Annotated in this window: 19 protein-coding genes and 2 pseudogenes; 11 read left to right on the top strand and 10 right to left on the bottom strand. The window is 74.2% G+C overall.

All coding sequences use genetic code 11. The features are described 5' to 3' along the window. The first annotated feature begins 123 nt into the window (after window positions 1-123). From FSW04_RS02375 to FSW04_RS02365, 3 genes and pseudogenes are all read left to right on the top strand, one after another. Window positions 124-2,199, top strand: coding sequence for a hydantoinase/oxoprolinase family protein (locus tag FSW04_RS02375; RefSeq protein WP_146915848.1), 2,076 nt, complete (start codon window positions 124-126; stop codon window positions 2,197-2,199). Continuing rightward, window positions 2,196-3,958 (top strand): annotated as a pseudogene (locus FSW04_RS25560) (hydantoinase B/oxoprolinase family protein). The gene FSW04_RS02375 and the pseudogene FSW04_RS25560 overlap by 4 nt, the downstream one beginning before the upstream one ends. A gap of 19 nt (window positions 3,959-3,977) precedes the next feature. Next, the gene (locus tag FSW04_RS02365; RefSeq protein ID WP_146915846.1) at window positions 3,978-4,622 is read left to right on the top strand and encodes a GntR family transcriptional regulator; all 645 of its coding nucleotides are present in this window, start codon (window positions 3,978-3,980) and stop codon (window positions 4,620-4,622) included. A 188-nt stretch (window positions 4,623-4,810) separates the two neighbouring features. Here the strand turns inward: FSW04_RS02365 and FSW04_RS02360 are convergent, their stop codons facing one another. Then, a complete protein-coding gene (locus tag FSW04_RS02360; protein WP_146915844.1) occupies window positions 4,811-5,905 on the bottom strand; it encodes an SDR family oxidoreductase in 1,095 nt (364 codons plus the stop codon). 133 nt (window positions 5,906-6,038) lie between these two features. On the opposite strand from FSW04_RS02360, the gene FSW04_RS02355 reads away from it, so the two are divergent. Then, entirely contained in the window at window positions 6,039-6,686 is a 648-nt protein-coding gene (locus FSW04_RS02355; RefSeq protein ID WP_228430819.1) for a TetR/AcrR family transcriptional regulator, read from the top strand. After that, window positions 6,683-7,384 carry a response regulator transcription factor gene (locus FSW04_RS02350; protein WP_187369173.1) on the top strand — a complete coding sequence of 234 codons (702 nt, stop codon included), beginning with the start codon at window positions 6,683-6,685 and terminating at the stop codon, window positions 7,382-7,384. Before FSW04_RS02355 ends, FSW04_RS02350 begins: the two co-directional genes overlap by 4 nt. Here the strand turns inward: FSW04_RS02350 and FSW04_RS26690 are convergent. The 6 genes and pseudogenes from FSW04_RS26690 to FSW04_RS02325 form a co-directional block, all read right to left on the bottom strand. Further along, window positions 7,381-8,103: a dihydrolipoamide acetyltransferase family protein gene (locus FSW04_RS26690; protein WP_228430817.1), complete on the bottom strand. Its 723-nt coding sequence runs from the start codon at window positions 8,101-8,103 to the stop codon at window positions 7,381-7,383. The genes FSW04_RS02350 and FSW04_RS26690 overlap by 4 nt on opposite strands. A 140-nt stretch (window positions 8,104-8,243) precedes the next feature. After that, a pseudogene (locus FSW04_RS28090) lies at window positions 8,244-8,600 on the bottom strand (biotin/lipoyl-containing protein); the annotation flags it as partial. Window positions 8,601-8,632: 32 nt separating this feature from the next. Continuing rightward, complete coding sequence (locus tag FSW04_RS02340; RefSeq protein ID WP_146915840.1) at window positions 8,633-10,618, bottom strand: alpha-ketoacid dehydrogenase subunit alpha/beta; 1,986 nt, start codon at window positions 10,616-10,618, stop codon at window positions 8,633-8,635. Window positions 10,619-10,678: 60 nt separating this feature from the next. Continuing rightward, a complete protein-coding gene (gene meaB / locus FSW04_RS02335; RefSeq protein WP_146915838.1) occupies window positions 10,679-11,668 on the bottom strand; it encodes a methylmalonyl Co-A mutase-associated GTPase MeaB in 990 nt (329 codons plus the stop codon). After that, a complete protein-coding gene (locus FSW04_RS02330; RefSeq protein ID WP_146915836.1) occupies window positions 11,665-12,078 on the bottom strand; it encodes a cobalamin B12-binding domain-containing protein in 414 nt (137 codons plus the stop codon). Before FSW04_RS02330 ends, meaB begins: the two co-directional genes overlap by 4 nt. Beyond that, window positions 12,078-12,944, bottom strand: a complete 867-nt coding sequence (locus FSW04_RS02325) for an enoyl-CoA hydratase/isomerase family protein (RefSeq protein WP_146915833.1) — start codon at window positions 12,942-12,944, stop codon at window positions 12,078-12,080. Before FSW04_RS02325 ends, FSW04_RS02330 begins: the two co-directional genes overlap by 1 nt. Between FSW04_RS02325 and FSW04_RS02320 the strand changes: the two genes are divergently transcribed. Both FSW04_RS02320 and FSW04_RS02315 read left to right on the top strand, forming a co-directional pair. Next, on the top strand, window positions 12,895-14,499 hold the full coding sequence (locus tag FSW04_RS02320) for an acyl-CoA mutase large subunit family protein (protein WP_146915831.1): 1,605 nt from the start codon (window positions 12,895-12,897) through the stop codon (window positions 14,497-14,499). The two genes, FSW04_RS02325 and FSW04_RS02320, sit on opposite strands and share 50 nt — an antisense overlap. Continuing rightward, on the top strand, window positions 14,499-15,206 hold the full coding sequence (locus FSW04_RS02315; RefSeq protein ID WP_146915829.1) for a GntR family transcriptional regulator: 708 nt from the start codon (window positions 14,499-14,501) through the stop codon (window positions 15,204-15,206). Before FSW04_RS02320 ends, FSW04_RS02315 begins: the two co-directional genes overlap by 1 nt. Before the next feature lie 161 nt (window positions 15,207-15,367). Here FSW04_RS02315 and FSW04_RS02310 read toward each other — a convergent pair whose 3' ends face one another. Beyond that, a complete protein-coding gene (locus FSW04_RS02310; protein WP_187369172.1) occupies window positions 15,368-16,540 on the bottom strand; it encodes a CaiB/BaiF CoA transferase family protein in 1,173 nt (390 codons plus the stop codon). 195 nt (window positions 16,541-16,735) lie between these two features. On the opposite strand from FSW04_RS02310, the gene FSW04_RS02305 reads away from it, so the two are divergent. From FSW04_RS02305 to FSW04_RS02290, 4 genes are read left to right on the top strand one after another with little or no spacing between them, the layout of a single operon-like run. Next, window positions 16,736-17,638, top strand: coding sequence for a polysaccharide deacetylase family protein (locus tag FSW04_RS02305; protein WP_146915825.1), 903 nt, complete (start codon window positions 16,736-16,738; stop codon window positions 17,636-17,638). 38 nt (window positions 17,639-17,676) lie between these two features. Next, window positions 17,677-17,985, top strand: a complete 309-nt coding sequence (locus tag FSW04_RS02300; RefSeq protein WP_146915823.1) for a hypothetical protein — start codon at window positions 17,677-17,679, stop codon at window positions 17,983-17,985. Further along, window positions 17,982-18,971, top strand: coding sequence for a CobW family GTP-binding protein (locus FSW04_RS02295; protein ID WP_228430815.1), 990 nt, complete (start codon window positions 17,982-17,984; stop codon window positions 18,969-18,971). Before FSW04_RS02300 ends, FSW04_RS02295 begins: the two co-directional genes overlap by 4 nt. Continuing rightward, a complete protein-coding gene (locus FSW04_RS02290; protein ID WP_146915821.1) occupies window positions 18,968-19,999 on the top strand; it encodes an asparaginase in 1,032 nt (343 codons plus the stop codon). The genes FSW04_RS02295 and FSW04_RS02290 overlap by 4 nt, the downstream gene beginning before the upstream one ends. A 7-nt stretch (window positions 20,000-20,006) precedes the next feature. Here the strand turns inward: FSW04_RS02290 and FSW04_RS02285 are convergent, their stop codons facing one another. Together FSW04_RS02285 and FSW04_RS02280 are read right to left on the bottom strand one after the other, a co-directional pair. Next, window positions 20,007-21,503: a DUF1254 domain-containing protein gene (locus FSW04_RS02285; protein ID WP_146915818.1), complete on the bottom strand. Its 1,497-nt coding sequence runs from the start codon at window positions 21,501-21,503 to the stop codon at window positions 20,007-20,009. Further along, on the bottom strand, window positions 21,500-22,978 hold the full coding sequence (locus FSW04_RS02280) for a hypothetical protein (protein ID WP_146915816.1): 1,479 nt from the start codon (window positions 22,976-22,978) through the stop codon (window positions 21,500-21,502). The genes FSW04_RS02285 and FSW04_RS02280 overlap by 4 nt, the downstream gene beginning before the upstream one ends. Window positions 22,979-23,060 lie beyond the last annotated feature (82 nt).

Below are 23,060 nucleotides of genomic sequence, written 5' to 3'. Positions count from 1 at the left end.
GAGGTCGGGGTGAGACCTGCGTGAGAGAGGCCTTATCCGTACGTCTCTTGCCCGGCCCGGCGCCCGCCCCCACCGGATCCTGGATCCAGGATAGGGTGACGATGTCCGAACAAGGAGACCGCGGTGCGCTTGGGAGTCGATGTCGGCGGCACGTTCACGGATCTCCTCGTCATCGACGAGGAGGCCGGCGAGGTGCACGTCGAGAAGGTGCCGACGACGACCGGCGACCCGGCGGCGGGCGTCCTGGACGGGGCGACGCGCCTGCTGGAACGTGCGGGGCTGGACCCGGCCGGCCTGGACCAGTTCCTGCACGGCACGACCATCGCCACCAACATCGTCCTCGAGCGCGACGGGGCACGGACGGGGATGATCACCACCGAGGGCTTCCGCGACATCCTGCACACGGCGCGCCACCGGCGGCCGCTCACGTTCTCCATCCACCAGGAGGTCCCGTGGCAGGAGCACCCGCTCGTGCCACGTGAGAACCGGCTGCCGGTCGCCGAGCGCATCGTGCCGCCCACGGGCGAGGTCGAGATCCCGCTCGACGAGGACGCCGTCCGGGCGGCGGCCCGGCTGCTGGCCGCGCGGGGCGTCGAGGCCGTGGCCGTGTGCCTGCTGTTCTCGTTCCTCAACCCGGTCCACGAGCAGCGCGTCGGCGAGATCCTGCGCGAGGAGCTGGCCGACGACGTGTACGTGTTCCTGCGCAGCGACGTCGCCCCGCGCTACCGGGAGTACGAGGCGTTCTCCACCGCTGCGCTGTGCGCCTACGTCGGCCCGAAGACCAACCGCTACCTCGAGCGGCTGTCGGCGGGCCTGGCCGGGCGCGGCATCCGAGCCGAGCTGCAGATGATGACCTCGGCGGGCGGGGTCGCGACGGTGGCCGGCGCCACCCGCCAGCCCGCCAACCTGCTCATGTCGGGTCCGGTGGGCGGGCTCATGGGCGGCCTGTGGGCGGCGCGGCTGGCCGGCTTCGACAACGTCATCACGCTGGACGTCGGCGGCACGTCGGCCGACATCGGCGTGGCGCCGCGCGGAGAGCTGCGGCTCAAGCACCTCCTCGACACCCAGGTCGGGGGCTACGCCGCGATGATCCCGATGGCCGAGCTGGACACGATCGGCGCGGGCGGCGGCTCGCTGGCCTACGTCGACGAGACGGGGATGTTCCACGTCGGCCCGCAGTCGGCGGGCGCCCACCCCGGGCCCGCGTGCTACATGCGCGGCGGCACCCGGCCGACGGTCACCGACGCGATGGTCGTGCTCGGCCGCCTGCGGCCGTCGACGTTCCTGGGCGGCGCGATGGTCGTCGATCCCGCGCTCGCCGAGCAGGCGCTGCGCGAGCACGTCTGCGGCCCGCTGGGCATGGACGTCGAGGAGGCCGCGGCAAGCACCGTCGGCGTCATCACGCACTCGATGATCCAGGCCATCGAGCTCAACTCGGTGCAGAAGGGCTACGACCCGCGGGACTTCACGTTCGTCGCCCTCGGCGGCGCCGGCGCGCAGTTCGCCTGCGAGATCGGGCAGGAGATGGGCATCCCGCGGGTCCTCATCCCGCCGCGGCCGGGCATCACGTCGGCCCTGGGCCTGCTGGCGACCGACACGCTGTACGAGTTCTCCGCCACGGAGATGCAACCGCTGGCCGAGCTGGACTGGGACCGGCTCGTCGCCCACTACACCGAGCTGGACGCCTCGGCGCTGCAGGCGCTGCGCCGCGACGCGATCTCCGAGGAGGACATCGCGCTGCGCCGCTACGCCGACTGCCGCTACGCCAACCAGGGCTACGAGCTGACCGTCGAGATCCCGGCGCTGGAGGGCGACCCGGCAGCATGGGCGGCGGCCGTGGAGGAGGCCTTCCACGCCGAGCACGAGCGCACCTACTCGCGGCGCTTCGACGGCGCGATCACCGCGGTCAACATCCGCGTCATGGGCGTCGGGCGCCGCCCCGAGGTGCGCTGGCCGCTGCTGGAGCAGGGCGACGGCGACCCGTCGCGTGCCGTCGTGCACGAGCAGGACGTCGTCTACGTCGTCGCCGGCGAGCGCCGGCGCCACCCCACGAAGTTCTACGACCGGGCGCTGCTGCGGGCGGGGGACCGCATCACCGGCGCGGCGGTCGTCGAGCAGTTCGACTCGACCACGGTCATCAACCCGGGGATCCCGTGCACGGTCGACCCCCACGGCAACCTGATCCTGGAGACGGCATGAGCCAGACCGGCACCACCATCGACCCGATGACCCTGCGCGTGCTGGGCGGCGCCTTCGGGTCCATCGCCAAGGAGATGGCCCAGGTCATCTTCCGCACCGCCTTCTTCCAGATCATCCGCGAGGCCGAGGACCTCGGCGCCGGCCTGTACACCGCGGCCGGCGAGGAGATCGCCGAGAGCGAGACGACCGCGATGCACTGCGGCTCGATCGGCGCCTACCTCAAGGGCATCCTGCAGGTGTGGGGCGACGACATCGTCGAGGGCGATGCCTTCATGCACAACGACCCACACAACGGCGCGTCGCATCTCGCCGACATCTGCATCGCGGTGCCGATCTTCTGGGAGGGCGAGCTCGTCGCCTGGGCGGCCGACACCGCGCACCTGGCCGATCTGGGCTCGGCCTCGGCGGGTCTGTGCACGGACGCCTTCGACGCGTTCGCCGAGGGCCGCAACTACAAGGCGCTGAAGTTCGAGGTCGGCGGAGAGCGCAACGCCGAGCTCATGCGCCACGTCTTCGACAACGTCCGCACGCCGGAGATCAACCGCGGTGACATCGAGGCGCTCTACACCGCCTCGCAGCTGGGGGCCAAGCGGTTCGGCGCGCTGCTGCAGAAGTACGGGCGCGACACCGTCCTCGGGGCGGCCGACGCGTGGATGGACCACTGCGAGCGGCTCCTGCGCACCGAGATCGCCAAGATGCCCGACGGCGAGTACGTCGCCCCCGTGCAGTGGATGGACGACGACGGCCGCAACCGCGACGTGCACCTGGCGATCCGCCTGAAGGTCGTCAAGCAGGGCAGCGACATCACCGTCGACCTGACCGGCAGCCACCCCGAGGTCGACACCGCGGTCAACGCGCCGCTGGAGGGCTCGACGAAGATCGCCGCGTACTTCGCGGTGCGCTCGATCTTCCTCGACCAGGCCCGCCACGACACCTACATCCCCAACAACGAGGGGATGTTCCGGCCGGTCCACGTCATCGCGCCCGAGGGCTCGCTGTTCAACCCCCGCTTCCCGCGCGCGACCTACGCCCGGTTCTGCGCGTGCAACATCGCCGCCGACAGCATCCTGCTCGCGCTGGCCGACGCCCTGCCCGACAAGGTCTGCGCCGGCACCGGCGCGGAGGTCCACGTCATCGCGTTCAGCGGCCTGGACGAGGAGACGCGCAACTACTGGGTCTACATCCAGGTCAACGAATCCAGCTGGGGCGGGCGCCTGGGCAAGGACGGCATGGACTCGATCGGCTGCCTCATGGAGAACATCCGCAACAACCCGATCGAGGAGGAGGAGCTCTCCTTCCCGGTCCGCGTCGAGCGCTACGAGCTGCGCGACGAGGCCCCGGCCCCGGGCGCTGGCGGGGCGGCCTGGGGATCGTGCGGACCACGCGCTTCCTCGGCGAGGGCTGGGTGACCTCGGAGGCCGAGCGCCAGTTCGACCCGCCCAAGGGCATCTTCGGCGGCCATAACGGGCGCACGGCGCGGACGATCGTCACCACCGCCGACGGCGTCGCGGCGCCGCTGCCCTCCAAGTTCACCTCGCACAAGCTCAACCCGGGCGACCGCGTCGAGTTCCACACCGCCTGCGGCGGCGGCTACGGCGACCCGCTGGAGCGCGATCCGCAGCTTGTGGCCCGCGACGCGCGCGACGGGCTGATCACCGTGCAGGACGCCCGCCGCGACTACGGCGTCGTGCTCGACGACGAGCTGCGCCCGGACGCCGAGGCGACCGACGCCGCGCGGGCGGCGGCCCGCGCGACCTGACGGGCGGCCCCGCGGCGACGTGCTCACGCGCAGCCAGCTCAACGACGACGTGGTCGCGCTGCTGCGCGACCGGATCTACCGCGGCGACTACCCGCCCGGCACGCCGCTGCGCCAGGAGGGGCTGGCCGAGGAGCTCGGGGTCAGCCGCACGCCGCTGCGCGAGGCGTTCCGCACCCTGGCCGGCGAGGGCCTGCTCCAGGTCGTGCCGGGCCGCGGCGTGCGCGTCACCTCGCTGGACCTGCCCCGCGTCCGCGCCGCCTACGAGGTTCGCGAGGTGCTGGAGGGGCTCGCCGCCCGCACCGCGGCCGGTCGCGGCGCGCCGGGCCTGGCCCCGCTGTTCACCGACACGCTCACCCGCCAGCACGAGGCGATCGCCCGCGACGACTTCGCCACGTACACGAACGAGAACGTCCGCTTCCACCACGCGATCTGGGCGGCGGCGCGCAACGAGTTCGTCGACGCCCAGGAGCACATCCTGCGCCTCACGGCCCAGCTCCTGGTGCCCGAGCGCGTCGTGCCGATCACGATCGCCGGCGACGCCGTCGGCCACCACGAGCGCATCGCGGAGGCCATCCTCGCCGGCGATGCGAGGCGGGCCGAGGCCGAGGCCCGGGGCCACATCCGCAACACCATCAGGTTGCTCGCCGAGGCGGGTGGGGACTAGCGGGCGGTGGCGGCGGCGCTCCGTGGGCAGTGGCGCTCCGTGCGGGGCGCTCGGCCGCCCCCCGCGGAGGACCCCGGCGCCGGCATCGCACCAGACGTCCTTCCCCTCGCCGCCCCGGACCACGCCGGACCGGCCCCCGGCGCGCGCGGGCGCGCCATGCGCGCCCGCCCGCGACCGCCGAGGACCTGTCAGCTGTCGGCCCGCGGCAGCACGCGGCGGCCGATGAGGTCCTGCAGCCAGAAGCGGAAGGTCTCCTGGGTGTCGTAGACGTCGGTGAAGCCGGCCTGGCTGAGCTTGATGCGGCTCGAGAACGCCGGCGGCGGCGCCTCCGTCGCACCGAAGGCGAAGCAGAAGTCGGCGTAGTAGTGCGACTCGCCGAGGATGTCGGAGAGCGGGATGTCGCGCAGACCGTGCTTCTTGACGATCGTGCTCCACACATCGCCCTTGGACTCCAGGAACTCGGCCATGGAGAACGCGTCGTCGGGCGCCGGCTCAACACCGAGCACCTCGGCCATCCCGGGCCACAGGTCGCGCCAGGCGAACACGTCGCCGTTGGTGACGTTGAAGTGCTCGTTGACCGCCAGCGGCGAGCCGCCGGCCCAGTGGATGACGTCGGCGACCAGGCGCGAGTCCACGGCCTCCCACACGTAGGGCACGCCGCCCGGGAACGCGAACGGACGGCCCTCCTCGCGGCAGATCGCCGCGTAGGCGCCGATGATCGGCGCGAGGTTCATCGCGACGCCCCAGGAGCGGCCGATGATGAGCTGCGGGCGCAGGATCGTCCACGCGAAGCCGGTCTCGGCCGCCTTGCCGCGCAGGTAGTCCTCCTGCAGCCAGTAGAAGTTGGCGTGGTCATCGCGCGGGGCCTTCTCGCGCGCGGGGATCGGCATCGGGTGCAGGTGGATGCCGTAGGCCTTCGTGCCCTGCAGCAGCGTGACGTGGCGCAGCGCGGGGTTGGCGGCCAGCAGCGGCTCGAGCGTGTTCTTGAGCATCTGCAGGTTGGTGTCCATCTGGTCCTGCTCGCTCCAGCCGGGGATCAGGCCCGGCTTCTCGTAGAGCGCGGCGTAGACGAGGTGGGTGACCTCCTTGAGCCCGCCCAGCGCCGACTTGGCGGCGTCGGCGTCGCGCAGGTCGACCGAGAGGTGGGTGTAGGCCCGGGTGCTGTCGATCTCCGGGCGCCGGCGCGACAGCGCGACGACGTCCCACCCGCTGTGCTCGAGGAAGCGCTCGACCGCCGCGTTCCCCACGACCCCGCTGGCACCCGCGATGACGACTGAGGGCATGGACCCGTTCTCTCCTTGTGGACGGCGCCGGAGACTCCGGCGCGACTCGGAACCCCGATGACCGACCGATCGCTCGGTAAGCTATCCGCGCCGTCGCGGTGAAGTCAACCGCAACGGGTCACGGACGGTCGCCTTGCCCGGTCCCATCTCCCACCTGGTCACCATCCCCGACGACGCGGGCCTCCTGGGCCGCGACAGCACCACGCTCAGCAGCCGGGAGCAGGTGCTCGTCGCCGCGCTGGAGTCCTTCGTGCAGCGCGGCTACCACGGCACCACGATCCGCCAGGTCGCCGCGCGCGCGGGCGTGAGCGTGCCGGGGCTCTACCACCACTTCCCGTCCAAGCTCGCGCTCGTCGAGACGCTGCTCGAGGGCACGATGGACGACCTGATCGCCGGGACCGAGGCGGCGCTGGCCGAGGCCGGCCCCGACCCGGTCGATCGCTTCTCGGCCGTCGTGGTCGCCCACGTGCGCTTCCACACCGACCGCCCCGAGGAGAGCTTCGTCGGCAACACCGAGCTGCGCAGCCTCTCGCCGGCGTCCCTGCGGCGCGTCGTCGCCAAGCGCGACCGCCAGGAGGAGATCTTCACCGCGGTGGTCGCCGAGGGCGTGGCCGCCGGCGCGTTCCACGTCGACGCCGTGCGCGAGGCCTCCCGCGCGGTGGTGACGATGTGCACCGCGGTGGCCAACTGGTACCACCGCGACGGGGCGCTGGACGCCGACCAGATCGTCGAGATCTACCGCCGTCTCGCCCTCAACCTCGTCGGCGTGGCGCCGCGGTGAACCCCGAGCACGTCCGCATCCTCGTCGTCGACGACCACGCGCTGGTGGTCGAGGGGCTGCGTGCGGCGCTCGCCGCCGATCCGCGCCACGACGTGGTGGCCACGGCGCTGACCGGGCGAGGCGCGCTGAGGGAGGCGCGGCGCACGCGCCCCGACATCGCGGTGGTCGACCTCCGGCTGCCCGACACCTCGGGCGAGGAGCTCACGCGCGCGCTGCTGTCCGAGCACCCGCGGATGCGCGTGGTCGTGCTCACGGCCTACCTCGACGAGGAGACCGTCCGGCGCGCGCTGGAGGCGGGGGCGGCCGCCTACGTCACGAAGTCCGCGGGCCTGCAGGAGCTGCGCTCGGCCCTGGATCGGGTGGCCCGCGGCGAGCGCGCGCCGTCGACGGCCGCGTCGCGCGTCGTCAAGGACCAGCACGAGCGCAGCCTGGTCATGGCCTGCGCGAGCGTGGCGACGCCGCGCCAGGTGCGTGTGCTCGAGCTCGCGGCGCGGGGGCTGACCAACGAGCAGATCGGTCGGCGCATGTTCATCTCGGAGTCCACGGTCCGGTTCCACCTGCAGAAGCTCAAGGCGCGATTCGACGTCACGTCGAAGACCGAGCTCGTCGCGGTCGCCATCCACGCCGGCGTCATCGCGCCCGCGCCCGAGGCGCCGGCCCCGGGCGACGAGTGGCTCGAGCCGGCCTCCGGCCTCTAGAGCGCCAGCCGCAGCGGCTGCTCGAGCAGGTCCCGGACCTCGGCCAGGTAGCGCGCGCCCTGGCTGCCGTCCAGGACCCGGTGGTCGCAGCACAGCGTCAGGCCCATCGTCGGGACCGCCACCAGCGCGCCGTCGCGGACCGCCGGCACCTCCCGGACCGCGCCGACGGCGAGGATCGCCGCCTGCGGCGGGTTGATGACCGCGGTGAACGCCGAGACTCCGAACATCCCGAGGTTGGACACCGTGAACGTGCCGCCCGCCAGCTCGGGCGGGGTGATCTCCGCGGCGCGCACGCGCTCGGCCAGCGCGCGGGCCTCGGCGGCGATCGTCCCCAGCGATTTGCGGTCGGCGTCGGCGATGGTCGGGACGACGAGGCCCTGCTCGGCGGCGACGGCCACGCCGACGTTGACGCGCGCGTAGAGCTCGACGGCGCCGTCGCGCCAGCTCGCGTTGACGCGCGGGTGGCGCACGAGCGCCAGCGCGGCGGCCTTGACGACGAGGTCGTTGACCGACGGAGGGTGGTCGCCCAGCTCGCGCAGCCGGTCGCGCAGCGCCAGCAGTGCGCTCGCGTCGACGTCCATCTGCAGCGAGAAGTCGGGGATCGTGGCGCGCGACTCGGCCATGCGGCGCGCGACGGTCTGCTGCAGCCGCGAGAGCTCGACGGTCGTCGTCTCGCCCTTGATCCCGGCGGTGGCGGGCTCGGGCGCCGCGCCGGCCACCGGCTCGGGCGCCGCGGCAGGCGCGGGCGCCGGTGCGGCCGCGGGCTCGGCGGGGGGCGGCCGTTGGGCGCGGCCGCCGCGGCGGCCTCGGTGACGTCGCGGCCGAGGATGCGGCCGCCCGGCCCCGTGCCGGCCACCGACGTCAGCTCGACCCGCAGCGCGCTGGCCGTGCGGCGCGCCAGCGGCGAGGCCTTGGGGCGCCCGTCGCGGCGCAGGCCGTGCGGCGCGGCGGGGGCCGCCGCGGTCGCCTCGGCCGCCTCGGGGACGACGGCCGCCCCGACGGGCTCGGGCGCCGGCGCGCCCTGCTCCTGCAGCCGGGCGATGGGCGCGCCGACCGCGACGGTCTCGCCCGCGGCGGCGACGATGACCAGGACGCCCGCGGCCGGCGACTCGTACGTCGCCGTGGCCTTGTCGGTCTCGATCTCGGCGAGCTCGTCGCCGGCGGCGACCTCCCGGCCCTCCTCCACGAGCCAGGTGATGATCGTGCCCTCCTCCATCGAGTCGGAGAGCCGCGGCATGGCGATGTCGGTCATCCGAGCCGCCGGACCGCGTCGACGATGGCGTCGGCCTCGGGCATCGTCGCCCGCTCGAGGTCCTTCTGGTAGGGCATGGGCCGGTGCGGTGCGCTCACGCGGAGCACCGGTGCGTCGAGCTCGTCGAAGGCGTGCTCGGAGACCAGCGCCGCGACCTCGGCGCCGAAGCCGCAGAACCCGACGGCCTCGTGTGCGACGACGACCCGGTTCGTGCGCGCCACGGAGGCGACGATCGTCTCGAGGTCCAGCGGGTAGATCGTGCGCGGGTCGATGACCTCGGCCTCGATCCCGTCGCGCGAGAGGCGGCCGGCGGCGCGCAGCGCCTGGGTCACCATGCCCTGGGTGGCGATGATCGTCACGTCGGTGCCCGCGCGCTTGATCGCCGCGGTGCCCAGCTCGATCGCGTAGCGCTCCTCGGGCACCTCCTCCTCGCTGAAGAGCAGGGACTTGGACTCGATGAAGATCACCGGGTTGTCGTCACGGATCGCGGCCGCCAGCAGGCCCTTGGCGTCGTAGGGCCCCGACGGCACGACGACCTTCAGGCCCGGGATATGGGCGAACCACGCCTCGAGGCTCTGGGAGTGCTGCGCGGCGAGGCGCACGCCCCCGCCGCCCGGCCCGCGGACGACCATCGGGATCGTCGTCTGCCCGCCGGTCATGAACCGCATCTTGGCCGCCTGGTTGACGATCGCGTCCATGGCCATCGTCACGAAGTCGAAGATCTGGATCTCGACGATGGGGCGCAGGCCGGTCATCGCCGCGCCGACGGCGGCGCCGGTGAAGCCGCCCTCCGAGATCGGCGTGTTGCGCACCCGCGCGGCGCCGAAGCGCTCGTGCAGGCCCTTGGTGGCCTGGAAGATGCCGCCCAGCCGGGCGACGTCCTCGCCGATGACCACGACGGACTCGTCGGCGTCCATCTCCTGGGCCATCGCCTCGTTGACCGCGCCGAGGTAGCCGAGCGTCCGGCCGCCGCCGGGGCCCGGCTCGGCGGGCAGCTCCGGCGCCGGCGCGTAGACGATGGCGTCGAGCTGGTCCTCGGCGAGGACGGCGTCGCCGCGCGCCGCGTCCAGCGCGTCCTGGAACTCCGCCTCGACGCGCTCGCGGATGGCGTCGAGCTGGGCGCGGTCGGCGTCGGAGAGCTGCCGCTCGAGGCGCACGAGCGGGTCGCGCTCCCACCACGAGCGCACGACGTCCTCCGAGCGCAGCTCGGGCAGGTTGGCCCGCATGGAGTGCTGCTGCAGCCGGAAGGTCTTGGCCTCCAGCAGGTAGGGGCGGCCGGTCGCGCGGGTGTGGGCGACGGCCTCGCCCATCGCGTCGAGCATGGCCTGGACGTCGTTGCCGTCGGCGATGGCGCTGGGCATGTCGTAGGACGCGGCGCGGGCGGCGACGTCCTCCAGCGGCCGGATCTCCTCCCACTCGGCCGAGAGCTGGAAGCCGTTGTTCTCGCAGACGAAGACGACGGGCAGCTTCCAGACCGCCGCGAGGTTCATCGCCTCGTGCGCCAGGCCCTGGCCGGCGGCGCCGTCGCCGAAGAACACGACCACGACCTGGTCGGTGCCGCGGACGCGCGCCGAGAGCGCCGCCCCGACGCCGATCGGCAGGCCCGCGCCGACGATGCCGTTGCAGCCCAGGATCCCGAGCGAGACGTCGGCGATGTGCATCGAGCCGCCCAGGCCCTTGCAGTAGCCGGTCTCGCGGCCGAGCAGCTCGGCGACCATCCGGTAGACGTCGGCGCCGCGGGCCACGAGGTGCCCGTGGCTGCGGTGGTGGCCGACGATGTAGTCATCGGGCCGCAGCACCGCGCCGGCGCCCACCGCCACCGCTTCCTGGCCGATCGCGCTGTGGGCCGTGCCGACGACCTCGCCGCTGTTGAAGAGCTCCTGCGTGTGCTCCTCGAAGCGCCGGATGCGCAGCATCTGCTCGTAGAGCGCCAGCAGCGGCGGGCGCTCCAGGGTCGCGTTCTGATCCACCGTTGAGGCCATGACCGTCTCTCCTGTCCAGGGAAGCAAGGATTGTCACAGGTGGGCGATGGGCGTTTCCGCTCACGCGCCGGGATCGGACGGGGCCGGCGGCGCGCCGCCGTCCAGTGCCGCGAGGATGCGGTCCGAGGCCGACCACGGGTCCAGGTCGCGAGCGCCGACGCGGGAGCGCACCGACGCGATCCCGTCGTCGGTGAGCATCCGCTGGGCGCGGCGGCGCAGGCGCGCGGCGAGGATCGACTCGACCTCGTCCCACAGGCGCGCCGCGCGGGCGGCGGCCAGGCGGTCCTCGCCGGCCAGCCAGGCGCGGTGGCCCTCGATCGCGGTGAGGAGGTCGTCGACGCCGCCGCCGTCGGCCGCGACGGTCGCCACGACCGGCGGCCGCCAGCCGTCGCCGGCGGTCGTGCTCGTGTCGAGCATGTTCTCGAGGTCCATGCGGGTCTCGTCCAGGCCCGGGCGGTCGGCCTTGTTGACGACGAGCACGTCGGCGATCTCCAGCAGCCCGGCCTTGGCCGCCTGCACGTCGTCGCCCCAGCCCGGGTTGACGACGACGATCGTCGTGTCGACGGTCTGCGTCACGTCGAGCTCGACCTGGCCGACGCCGACGGTCTCCAGCAGGACCCAGTCGTAGCCGGCGGCGTCGAGCACGCGGACGGCCTCGGGCGCGGCGAGCGACAGGCCGCCGAGGTGCCCGCGGGTGGCCATGGAGCGGATGAAGACGCCGTCGTCGAGGACGTGGTCGTGCATGCGCACGCGGTCGCCGAGGATGGCGCCGCCCGAGTAGGGCGAGGAGGGGTCGACGGCCAGCACGGCGACGCGGTCCTCCCGGGAACGCAGCGCGCCGACGAGGCGGCCGGTCAGCGTCGACTTGCCCGCGCCGGGGGCGCCGGTGATGCCGACGGTGTAGGCGGCGCCGCTGAGCGGGTAGGCGGCGCGGGCCACGTCGCGGGCCGCGGGGCCGCCGCGCTCGACGAGGGAGACGAGCCGGCCCAGGGGCGCGGTGCGTCCGTCTCGCGCGGCGTCCAGCAGGTCCTGCGGCACGGGCGCCGTCACGGGGTGGCGGGCTCGGGCTCGCCGTCGCCGGTCAGCCGCGCGATCCCGGCCAGCAGGTCGTCCAGCGGGGTGCCCGTCGGGAACACGGCGCTCGCACCGGCCTCGAGCAGCTTGGGGACGTCGGTGGTCGGGATCGTCCCGCCGACGACGACGTGGACGTCGGTCGCCCCGGCGTCCTGGAGGGCGGCGATCGTCTTGCGCGTCAGGGCGAGGTGCGAGCCGCTGAGGATGCTCAGGCCGAGGATCTGGACGTCCTCCTGGGCGGCGACGCGGGCGACCTCGTCGGGCCGCTGGCGGATCCCGGTGTAGATGACCTCGTAGCCGGCGTCGCGCAGCGCGCGGGCGACGAGCTTGGCGCCGCGGTCGTGGCCGTCGAGGCCGGGTTTGGCGACGAGGATACGGGCGGGCATCAGGCCTCCGTGGGGTTGCGGGCGGGACGCGGGCGTTCGGCGGCGGCCCAGTGGGCGTCGCCGACCCACAGGCGGGCGAAGTGGCGGACGGCCGGGCCCTCCAGCGTGGGGTGGTGGCTGGGATGGGCGGCGGCGAGCACGTCCTTGACCGAGCGCCCGGTGCCCGGCGGCAGGTCGACGAACGTCTGGGCGAGCTCGCGCCAGGCCGCGTCGAACTCCGCCCGCGGCGCCACGACGTCGACGAGGCCGAGCGCCTCGGCCTCGCCGGCCGTGAGCGTCGTGCCGCGCGCGATGAGCAGCAGCGCGCGGCTGCGCCCGACGATCTCCGCCAGGCGCTCCGCGCCGCCCCAGGCGGGCATGATCCCAAGGCGCACCTGGGTGAATCCGACCTTGATGTCGTCGGCGGCGACGCGCAGGTCGGCCGCCACGGCGACCTCGGCGCCGCCGCCGAGCGCGTGGCCGTTCATCGCGGCGATGACCGGCGCGGGGAACGTCGCGACGCGGTCCAGGAGGCGGCGCATGCTCGTGGCCATCGCGATCGCGCCGTCCTCGTCGCGGATCGCGCTGAGCTCCTTGAGGTCACCGCCGGAGACGAACGCGCGGTCGCCGCCGCCGCGGATGACCAGGACCTCGACGGCCGCCTGCTCGAGCTCGTCCAGGGCGCGTCCGAGGTCGTCGATGGTCGCCAGCCCGATCGCGTTGCGGGCGTGCGGGCGGTCGATGGTGATGACCGCCAGACCTGCGTCGACCTCGACCGTGACCTCGCCCACGCGCAACCCCGTTCCCGCTGAAGAGATGCTGCGATATGATATCGGAATGGCGACCAGGAAGTCCGGGACGACCGCGCCGGCCACCGACTCGGGCATTCCGGTGGCCGCCGTCTACGGGCCGGAGGACCTGCCCGCGCAGGAGCGCATCGGGCGCCCGGGGGAGTTCCCGTTCACGCGCGGCAACTTCGCCGGCGGCTACCGCGACCGGTTGTGGACGTTCCGCCAGTACTCGGGGTTCGGCACCGCCGAGGAGTCCAATGCGCGCTACCGCTACCTGCTGGGCCAGGGCGGCACCGGGCTGTCGGTCGCGCTGGACCTGCCGACCCAGTGCGGCTTCGACTCCGACGATCCCGACGTCGAGGAGGAGGTGGGCCGCGTCGGCGTGGCGATCGACACGCTGCGCGACGCGGAGATCCTGTTCGACGGCATCCCGCTCGACGAGATCAGCACGAGCTTCACCATCAACGGCACCGCCGCGATCCTGCTGGCCTTCTACGTCGCGGCCGCCGACAAGGCGGGCGTGCCGCGCGCCGCCCTGCGCGGCACGATCCAGAACGACATCCTCAAGGAGTACGCCTCGCGGGGCACGTGGATCTGGCCCGCCGTGCCCTCCATGCGGCTCATCGCCGACACGATCGAGTTCTGCGCGACGGAGGTCCCGCGCTTCAACGCGATCTCCGTCGCGGGCGCGCACTTCCGCGACGCCGGCGCCACCGCCGCGCAGGAGATGGCCTTCACCCTGGCCGACGGCATGGCCTACGTCGACGAGGTCCTCGCCCGCGGGCGCATGACGATCGACGAGTTCGCCCCCCAGGTCTCGTTCTTCTTCTACACGCACGGCGACTTCTTCGAGGAGGTCGCCAAGTACCGCGCCGGTCGCCGGCGCTGGGCGACGATCGTGCGCGACCATTACGGCGCCAAGGACGACCGCTCGGCGATGTTCCGCTTCGGATGCGTCTGCGGCGGCGCCTCGCTCTACGCGCCGCAGGCCCAGAACAACGTGGTGCGCGTCGCCTACGAGGCCATGGCGTCGATCTTCGGCGGGGTGCAGTCCATGTTCACCGCTGCATGGGACGAGCCGTTCGCGCTGCCCAGCGAGGCCTCCACGACGCTCGCGCTGCGCACGCAGCAGGTGCTCGCGCACGAGACCGGCGTGGCGCGCGTCGTCGACCCGCTCGGCGGCTCGTACTACGTCGAGGCGCTGACGGACGAGATGGAGGCACGGATCGTCGCGATCATGGACGACGTCGCCGACCACGGCGGCATGGTGCGCGGGGTCGAGGAGGGCTACGTCCAGCGGCTCATCGCCGACGAGGCCTACGCCGTGCAGCACGCGCTGGAGTCCGGCGAGCGCAAGGTCGTGGGGCTGAACTGCTTCCAGACCGACGAGCCCACGCCCGAGCCCGAGGGCTACGAGATGGACGAGGACAACCGGCGCCGCCAGCTCGACCGCCTGGCCGAGGTCCGGCGCACCCGCGACGCCGGCGCCGTGACCGCGGCGCTGGACGAGCTCGGCCGCGCGGCCCGCGTCCCCGACGTCAACCTGATGCCCCTGCTGGTCACCTGCGCGCACGCGTACTGCTCGGTGGGCGAGATGGTCGCCGTGCTCAAGGACGCCTGGGGGGAGTTCCGCCAGCCGGCGGTGTTCTGATGCCCGCGGCGCGACGGCAGGCGCGGCCGGCGCCCCGGCCCGTGCGGCGGCGCACGCTGGCCGTCGAGGTCGCCGACTCGCTGCGCGACATGATCCTCACCGGCGAGCTGACCGCCGAGCAGCGCATGACCCAGGACGAGCTGGCGACGCTGCTGGGGGTCAGCACGATGCCGGTGCGCGAGGCGCTGCTGCGCCTCGCCGCCGAGGGCTTCGTCGAGGTCTCGCCGAGCCGGTCGTTCAGTGTCGTGCCCACCACGCGCGAGGACGTCCACGACGTCTTCTGGATGCACGCGACGCTGGCCGCGGAGCTGACCCGGCGGGCCTGCGCGAAGGGCGACCCGGCGCTCGCCGCGCGGCTGCGCGACATCGAGGCCTGCTTCGCCGCCGCGCGCGGCGCGGGCGACCCCGCGCAGCTGGGGGCCGTCAACTGGGAGTTCCACCAGGCCATCAACGAGGCGGCCGGGGCGCCGAAGCTCCTGCGCGTCCTGCGCTCGACGCTGCGCTTCATCCCCCAGGGGTTCTACGCGCTGGTGCCCGAGTGGTCGGGCGCCTCCGAGCAGGGCCACGAGGCGATCGTGCGGGCCTTCGAGGACGGCGACCCCGACACGGCGGCCCACGCGGCCGAGACCCACGTCCAGGAGGCCGGCGAGATCCTCATCCGCTTCTTCACGGGTCGCGGCGCCTGGACGCGGCCGGACGGGGCGTAGGGCGCTCGCGGTGGTCATGCGCCATCCAGGCGCCCATCCGTTTCGGAACGGGCGCCTCCGCGCTCAGCGGCTCGCCGGATGGCGCAGACGTGGGGGGATGCACCACCAACGCGACATCCGCGTGGGCTCGGGGCCGGCGGACGACCCCGGGCGCCCGCGCCCTACCCCAGCCCGTCGGCTCGCGCGGCCTCCTCGTCGGTGAGCCCCGCCTCGCGCAGGACCTCCCGGGTGTGGGCGCCGAGGTCGGGGGCCGCCGCGTACTCGGGGTCGTCGTAGCCCGAGATCTTCACGGGGTTGCCGACCATCTGCACGCCGCCGGCCTCCACGAGCATCCCGCGGTCGGCGACGTGCGGGTCGGCGAGCGCCTCGGCGACGGTGCGCACCGGCGCGGCCGGGACCTCGTTGGACGCCAGGCGCGCCAGCGCCTCGGCGGTGGGCAGCGCCGCGATCGCCGCGCCCACGCCGCGCACGACGCGCTCGCGCTGGGCCAGCCGGCCCTCGGCGTCGTCGAGGGCGGGGTCGGCCGCCAGCTCGTCGAGCTCCAGCGCGGTGCAGAGCTTCTTCCACATGTGCGCGGCCAGCGGCATGACCACGATGTGCCCGTCGGCGGTCTCGAAGAGCTGGGACGGCACGATGTACGGGTGCGCCGAGGACGCGTGGCGCACCGGCGCGGTGCCGCCGTTGAGGTAGTCGGCGGCGAGGTAGGTGAGCATGGACAGGTGCGTGTCGAACAGCGACACGTCGACGTGGCGTCCCTCGCCCGTGCGCTGGGCGTCCTGCAGCGCGGCCAGCACGCCGAGCGCCCCGAACGTCCCCGCGACGTGGTCGACGATCGACACGCCGTACTTCGCCGGCGGGCCGTCGGGCTCGCCCGTGATGCTCATCGTCCCGGCCAGCGCCTGCACGAGGTAGTCGTAGGTCGCCTGGTCGCGCGCGCCGGCGCCGGCGCCGAAGCCCGAGATCGAGCACAGCACGATGGCCGGGTTGACCTCCCGCAGCGCCTCGAAGCCGACCCCCAGCCGGTCCATGACGCCCGGGCGGAAGTTCTCGACCACGACCTGCGCGGAGGCCACGAGGCGCAGGAACGCCGCGCGCCCGTGCTCGTCCTTGAGGTCGAGCGCGACGCTTCGCTTGTTGCGGTTCAGGCAGGCGAAGTACGCCGTCTGGTCCCCGACGCGGACGGTGGGCATGGAGCGCGCCCGGTCGGGGCGCCCGGGCGACTCGATCTTCAGGACGTCGGCGCCCAGGTCGGCGAGCAGCATGGTGGCGTAGGGCCCGGCGAGCGTCTGCGTGAGGTCGACGATGCGGACCCCCGCCAGCGGGCCCGCCGTCATGCCGTGGCGTCGCGGCCGCGGAGGCCGCTCGGGATCGTCGGGATCGCGTGTCTCATGGGCAGCTCCGATATCATATCGGAAGACCATCGGAGCCCCCAGGCGACCCGCCGTGGGGTAGCGTGCGCGCCGGCGCCGCCGGCCACCCCGCGCAGCGCCCCGACCCGACGACCTCAACCCAGAGCGGGAGCCGCAACCATGGCCAAGGACATCCTCGTCTGCTTCGGCATCGACATCGACGCCGTCGCCGGGCAGATCGGCTCCTACGGCGGGGGTGACTCCCCCTCCGACATCCAGCGCGGCGTGTGGGCGGGCGAGGTCGGCACCCCGCGCCTGCTCAAGCTGTTCGAGCGCTACGACCTGCGGACGAGCTGGTTCATCCCCGGCCACTCCCTGGAGTCCTTCCCCGACCAGACGCGCATGATCGCCGAGGCCGGCCACGAGATCGGGGCGCACGGCTACACGCACGAGAACCCGATCGCGATGACGCCGACCCAGGAGGAGGACGTCCTCAAGAAGTCGGTCGAGCTCATCCACGAGGTCGCCGGCGTCGCGCCCGAGGGCTACGTGGCGCCGTGGTGGGAGATGTCGTCGGTGACCGTCGACCTGCTCCTCAAGCACGGCTTCCGCTACGACCACAGCCAGGGCTACCGCGACTTCGTGCCGTTCTACGCCCGCGTCGGCGACGAGTGGACGAAGATCGACTACTCCCAGCCCGCCGCGACGTGGATGCGCCCGATGACGCACGGCACCGAGATCGACCTCGTCGAGATCGGAGCCAACTGGTACATGGACGACCTGCCGCCGATGATGTTCATGAAGAACGTCCCCAACAGCCACGGCTGGCAGAGCCCGCGCGATATCGAGCAGATGTGGCGCGACCAGTTCGACTGGGTCTACCGCAACCTCGACTACGCGGTCTTCCCCTTCACGATCCACCCCGACGTCAGCGGCCGCCCCCAGGTGCTCATGGTGCTCGAGCGCATGATCGACCACATCAACCAGCACACCGGCGTGCGCTGGGTGACGATGGGCGAGATGGCCGAGGACTTCCGCACGCGGTTCCCGATCGACGCCCCCGAGCGCCCGCGCGATGTCTGAGTCGCTGCGGCCCGGGCGGCGGCGTTAGCGCCCGCGCGATGTGCGGCCTGTGCGGCACACCCGCGCCCCCCGGCGACTGGATCGAGGCGGGGATCCCCGACACGCCGGCCGACCGCATGCAGGCGCGGCTGGGCTGCGCCGCGGTGCTGGCCCGCGTGGGCCGGGCGACGGGCGTGACCGTGCGCGAGGGCCTGGCCTTCGGCATGTGGACGGTGTCGGCGCCGACGGGCGCCACGGCGATCGCCGGCGACCTCGCCGAGGTCTGGCCGACCGTCACGCGCCTGGCCGGCCGGCCCGCCGACCCGCTCGACGCCGGGCTGCTGCACCGCCTGGAGGCCGGGGGGTGACCGTGCCTGAGCCCGGCGCGCTGCGCCTCACCCTGCTCGGCGGGTTCCTGGGGTCGGGCAAGACCACGTGGCTGCGCCACCGCCTGCGAGGGCACGACGACACGCTCGTGGTCGTCAACGAGTTCGCCGGCTGCGCCGTCGACGACGTCCTGCTGGCCGCGGTGGCGCCGACGACGGTCATCGCGGGCGGCTGCTGCTGCTGCACCCACCGCGACGAGCTCGTCGCGGTCCTGCGCGACCTGGCCGAGCAGCGCCACGCGGGGCTCTCGGCGGGCCTCGGCGCCGCACGGCGCGTCGTCCTGGAGACGAGCGGGATGGCCGACCCCGCCGCCGTGGCACAGGCCATCGCCGGCGACCCGGTGCTCGTGAGCAACCTGGTGCTCGACGAGATCGTGGTGACCGTCGATGCGGTGCACGGGGCCGACCAGCTCGAGGCCGAGCCGCTGGCCGTCGCCCAGGCCGCCTGCGCGGACCGCATCGTGATCACGAAGGCCGACGCCGCCGGCACGGATGACGTCGCGCGCCTGGCCGGCCGCCTGGCGGCGCTGGCCCCGCGGGCGCGCCTGGAGGCCGCCGTGCTCGGCGAGGCCGTCGCGCTGCCCGAGCCCGTCGCCCCGGCGGGCCCGGCCGCGGCAGCGGCGGCGCCCGCGGCCGGCGCCACGGCGCCCGCCGTCCCGGTGGCGGTGACCCTGACGCCCGGCCCGGAGACGGGCTGGCCCGAGCTGGCGGTGTGGCTGAGCGCGCTGCTGCACCACCACGGCGACCGCATCCTGCGCGTCAAGGGCCTCGTGCGCACGGAGGCCGGGCGCATGGTGCTCCAGGCCGTCGGGCCGTCGGTGCAGCGCCCCGAGCTCGCCCGCCCAGGTGCCGACGGCGACGACGGCCTCGTCCTCATCGGCCGCGACCTCGACGCGGCACTGCTGGCCCGGTCGCTACGGGCGTTCGCGGCTCCGGCGCGCGTCCTGGCGGAGGTGCCGGGCCGATGAGCGCCGGGCTGCCGCGCGTGGACTACCTGGCGCTGGGCGGCACGATCGCCAGCGTCGTGCCGGAGGGCGCCGCCGGCGCGGTCCCGACGCTGACGGCCGCCGACCTGGTGGCCTCCGTCGACGGGCTGCTCGACGTCGCCGACGTCCGCGCCGTCCAGTTCCGCCAGACCTCCTCGGGCTCGCTGACGTTCTCCGACCTGCTCGAGCTCGTGGCCGAAATCGAGCGGCGCGTCGCCGACGGCGCGGCCGGGATCGTCATCACGCAGGGCACCGACGCGATCGAGGAGGTCGCGTTCGCCGTCGACCTGCTGTACGCCGGCGAGGCGCCCGTGGTCGTCAGCGGCGCGATGCGCAACCCGTCGCTGCCCGGCGCCGATGGCCCGGCCAACGTCCTCGGAGCCGTCCAGGTGGCGATCAGCCCCGCCGCCCGCGGCCTGGGCGCGCTCGTCGTCCTGGCCGACGAGATCCACGCCGCGCGCTTCGTCAAGAAGAGCCACGCCTCGAGCGTCACCGCGTTCCGCTCGCCCGCCACGGGCCCGATCGGGTGGCTCAGCGAGGGGCGCCCGTTCATCGCCACCCGCCCGGTCGGGCGCTCGACGCTGCACGTCGCCGCCGACGCCGAGGTCCCGCCCGTGGCGCTCGTGCGCCTGACGCTCGGCGACGACGGCCGCGTCCTCGACGCGCTCGAGGGGCTCGGCTACCGCGGCGCGGTCATCGAGGCCTTCGGCGGCGGCCACGTCGCCCCCGTCACCGTCGAGCGGATCGAGCGCCTGGTGGCGGCGATGCCGGTCGCCTACGTCACCCGCACGGGCGCGGGCGAGGCGCTCGCGGAGACCTACCGCTTCCACGGCAGCGAGATCCACCTGCTCGAGCTCGGGCTGTTGCGCGCCGGCGGCCTCGACGGCCTCAAGGCGCGGCTCGTGCTCGCCTTCGCGCTGGCCGCCGGCCACCGCGGGCCCGGACTGGCCGACGCGCTGCAGCGCCACGCCCAGACGGCCGGCGCGGTCGCCGGGCCGCCGGGCGCCTGAGGCGTCCTCAGCGCACCCGGACCACGTCGGGCGGGCGCCAGGCGCCCGAGCGCGCCGCCGCCGCCGGCTCGTAGAGCCGCAGGTACAGCGAGAACGGCCCGGACGGCGCCGGGAGCCAGTTCGACCGCCGCGCCGCACCGGGGTCGGCGTGCGAGACCAGGATGGTCAGGCCGCCGTCGGCGTCGCGCCGCAGCCCCTGCGTGCGATCGCCGATCGCGTAGCGGTCGAGCGGGTTGTCGTAGAACAGCACGTTGCGGTCGTACAGCGTCAGCGACCAGAACGGGCGGACGGGCGGCAGCTGCCCGGGCGCGAAGTGCACGCGGTAGACGTGGGCGCCGTTCAGCGCCCGCCCGCGGTCGTCGGTGCGGGTGTTCGGGTACAGCGCCTTGTCCACCGTGTTGGCACCGAGCCCGACGCGGGCGACGACCGCGCGGCCCACGTAGTCGGTCCCGAAGCGCGCGATGTCGGTCGGGGTGCGGGTCCAGGCGCCGTGGCGGCCGGGCGCGACTGCGCCGACCAGCGCATCGATGACCGCCCGGCCGTCGGCCGCGGCGGCCCGCAGGGCCGTCGCCGTGGTCCCCGTGGGCAGGGTGGAGGGCGTACGGCCCGCGCCGATGCCCACGGTGGCGAACGCGCGGATCGCGCAGGCGTCGGGCGCCGGCGGCGGGTCGGCGCCCAGGTCGGCGCCGAGCTCGTCGAAGAAGGCCAGGCCGGTCGGGGCGACCACGGGATCCTGGGCCGCCGGGAAGTCGGCGAGCGTGAGCGGCGCGTTGCGCGCCCCCGCCAGCCAGTCGGCCAGCGGCGTGACCGAGTAGCCGCGCAGCAGCGCGGTCGCGGCCGCCTGGTCGGCGGGGTCGGCGGTGGCCAGCGTGCGGCCCAGCAGCCACAGCAGCCGGGTGGCGGGGCGGATCACCCGCACCTCCGCGGGCAGGTCGCCGGCGTAGCCCGGCGGCACGACGACGGCGGTCTCGCCCGTCGCCGCCGCGGCGCCGTCGCCGAGGTAGGCCGCGGCGTTCGTGAAGCCGTCGGTGAGCTGCAGCACGGAGTAGCGGCCGCCCGTAGGCGCGGTCTGGATGACGATCGGGCCCGCGGTCAGGTCGAGCTGGCCGATGGAGTACAGCGTGTCGTGGTTGGGCGCCACGATGCTGCGCGTGGACGCGCCGGCCAGCCGGGAGATCGAGACCATCAGGTTGCGCGGGAACCGCGCGATGGTGCGCCGGACCATGATGATGGGGAACCCGTAGACGTAGGCCTCGACGGCCGTCGCGTACTGCGCCCCGGCGGCCCGGCGGCTCGCGGGCGTCACGCCGTCCAGCGTGTGCTCGAAGCGCGCACGGCGCGTGGCGAGCACGTCCCGCAGCCGCTGCGCGACCGCGGCCGACGCGGGGCGACCCGCCGCGCAGGACGCCGGAGCGGCGGGCCGGGCCTGCGTGCCGGCGGGCCACAGCGCGGCGGTCGCCGCGAGGGCCGCGACCATCGCGCGGCGGGTCGCGGCGCCGCTCATGCCGCGTCCTTCAGGCGCACGACGCCGCCGATGACGCCGAGGTAGGCGCTGCCGTCGGGCCCGAGCGCGATCCCGGCGTAGTTGTTGTTGAACGCCAGGCCCGAGCCGGCGTAGCGCGTGAACGCGGTGCGGCCGGTGCGCGCGTCGATGGCGGTCCAGAACCAGGGCTGCTCGCCGTCGGGCGCCGGCACGCGCTGGTAGGTGTAGATGAGCCCGGTGATCGTCGAGAGCTTCGGGACCACGGTCGGCGCGCGCACGTCGGTGTTCGTCCAGCGCCGGGTGCAGCCGCGGCCGCCGGCGTCGACGTCGACCCGGGCGAAGCCCGCGGTCGTCAGGGCTCCGGCGGAGGCCCCGAACGGGTCCTGGTAGCCGTGGTTGTTCTCCACGTAGAGCGAGCGGCCCGAGCCGATGAGGGAGTTCTCGGTGGCGCCCACCCCCTTGCCGAACACGGGCACCTGGCAGACGACGCGGCGCTGCCCGCGGGGCAGGCGCGGGGCGGTGCGGTAGACGACGACCTGCATGGGGTCGGCGTTGTCGGTGATGGCCACGTAGCCGCCCTTCATGATCGTCGGCGTCGTCCCCGAGCCGGCGTCGACCTGCCCGGGCTTGTGGATCCCGGAGTTGGCGTAGGTCATCTTCCAGTCGACGTGGGGCCGGCCGCCGCGGTCGCTGAAGCGGTACATGCGGCGGTCGGAGACGATGTAGACCGCGTCGCGGTCGACGGCGAACGAGTTCTCGATCTCTTCGCCGAGGGCCAGGACGCGCGTGCGGCGCGTCGTGGTGTCCAGGATCCCGACCTTGCCCCCCTGCTTGGAGACGAACCAGATCCGCCCGTGGAAGTCGGGGAGGGCCGAGGTCACGCGCTGGCCCGCCGCCAGCGCCCTCGTCAGGTCGTAGTCGGCGACCTTGACGAGCTTCGTCGCGTTCTCGCGCTCGGCCAGCACGACGAGGTGCCTCGTCTTCGTCGCGCTCCAGATCCGGTCGTGGCGGTCCAGGAAGAAGTAGCCGCCGCCGGTGAAGTTCTGGAAGGCCGTGGGCCCCGCGGGGTTCGGGTCCCCGAGCACGTAGGTCGCGCGGATCGCCAGCGTCTGCGGATCGATGATGCGCGCCGTCACCGGCTGGGCGCTGGAGGGGCAGATGGAGACGATGCGGCCCTCGGCGTCGAACGTCAGCGACCCGCACAGCGCCGGCGGCATGGCGCCGGAGGTGGCCTGCAGGCCCGCGCCGAGCGGCCCGGTGCGCGCGTAGGCGTCGGTCATCCACGTGTCGTCGTGCAGGTTGTTGTAGGGGTTGGGCGCCATGAACGGGTTCTGCGGCGCGAGCGTCGCCGTGAGCGCCCGGGCGGTCGCCGGCGCCCCGGTGGCCCGGGGGAGCGTGGTCGGCGCCGGATCGAGGATCGGGTCGGCGCGGGCCACGGGCGCCAGGGCGCCGGCGAGCAGGAGCGCGAGGACCAGGGCGCGCCGCATGCGGGACATGGCGCCACCGTACTTCGCCGCGGCCGGGCGGCGCGAGCTCGGCCGCCGGGCGATGCCCAGCGGCCGGGTCTCGATGAGCGTG

Source organism: Baekduia soli, assembly GCF_007970665.1.
Classification (GTDB): domain Bacteria; phylum Actinomycetota; class Thermoleophilia; order Solirubrobacterales; family Solirubrobacteraceae; genus Baekduia; species Baekduia soli.
This window is presented reverse-complemented; position numbering and strand designations above follow the sequence as displayed.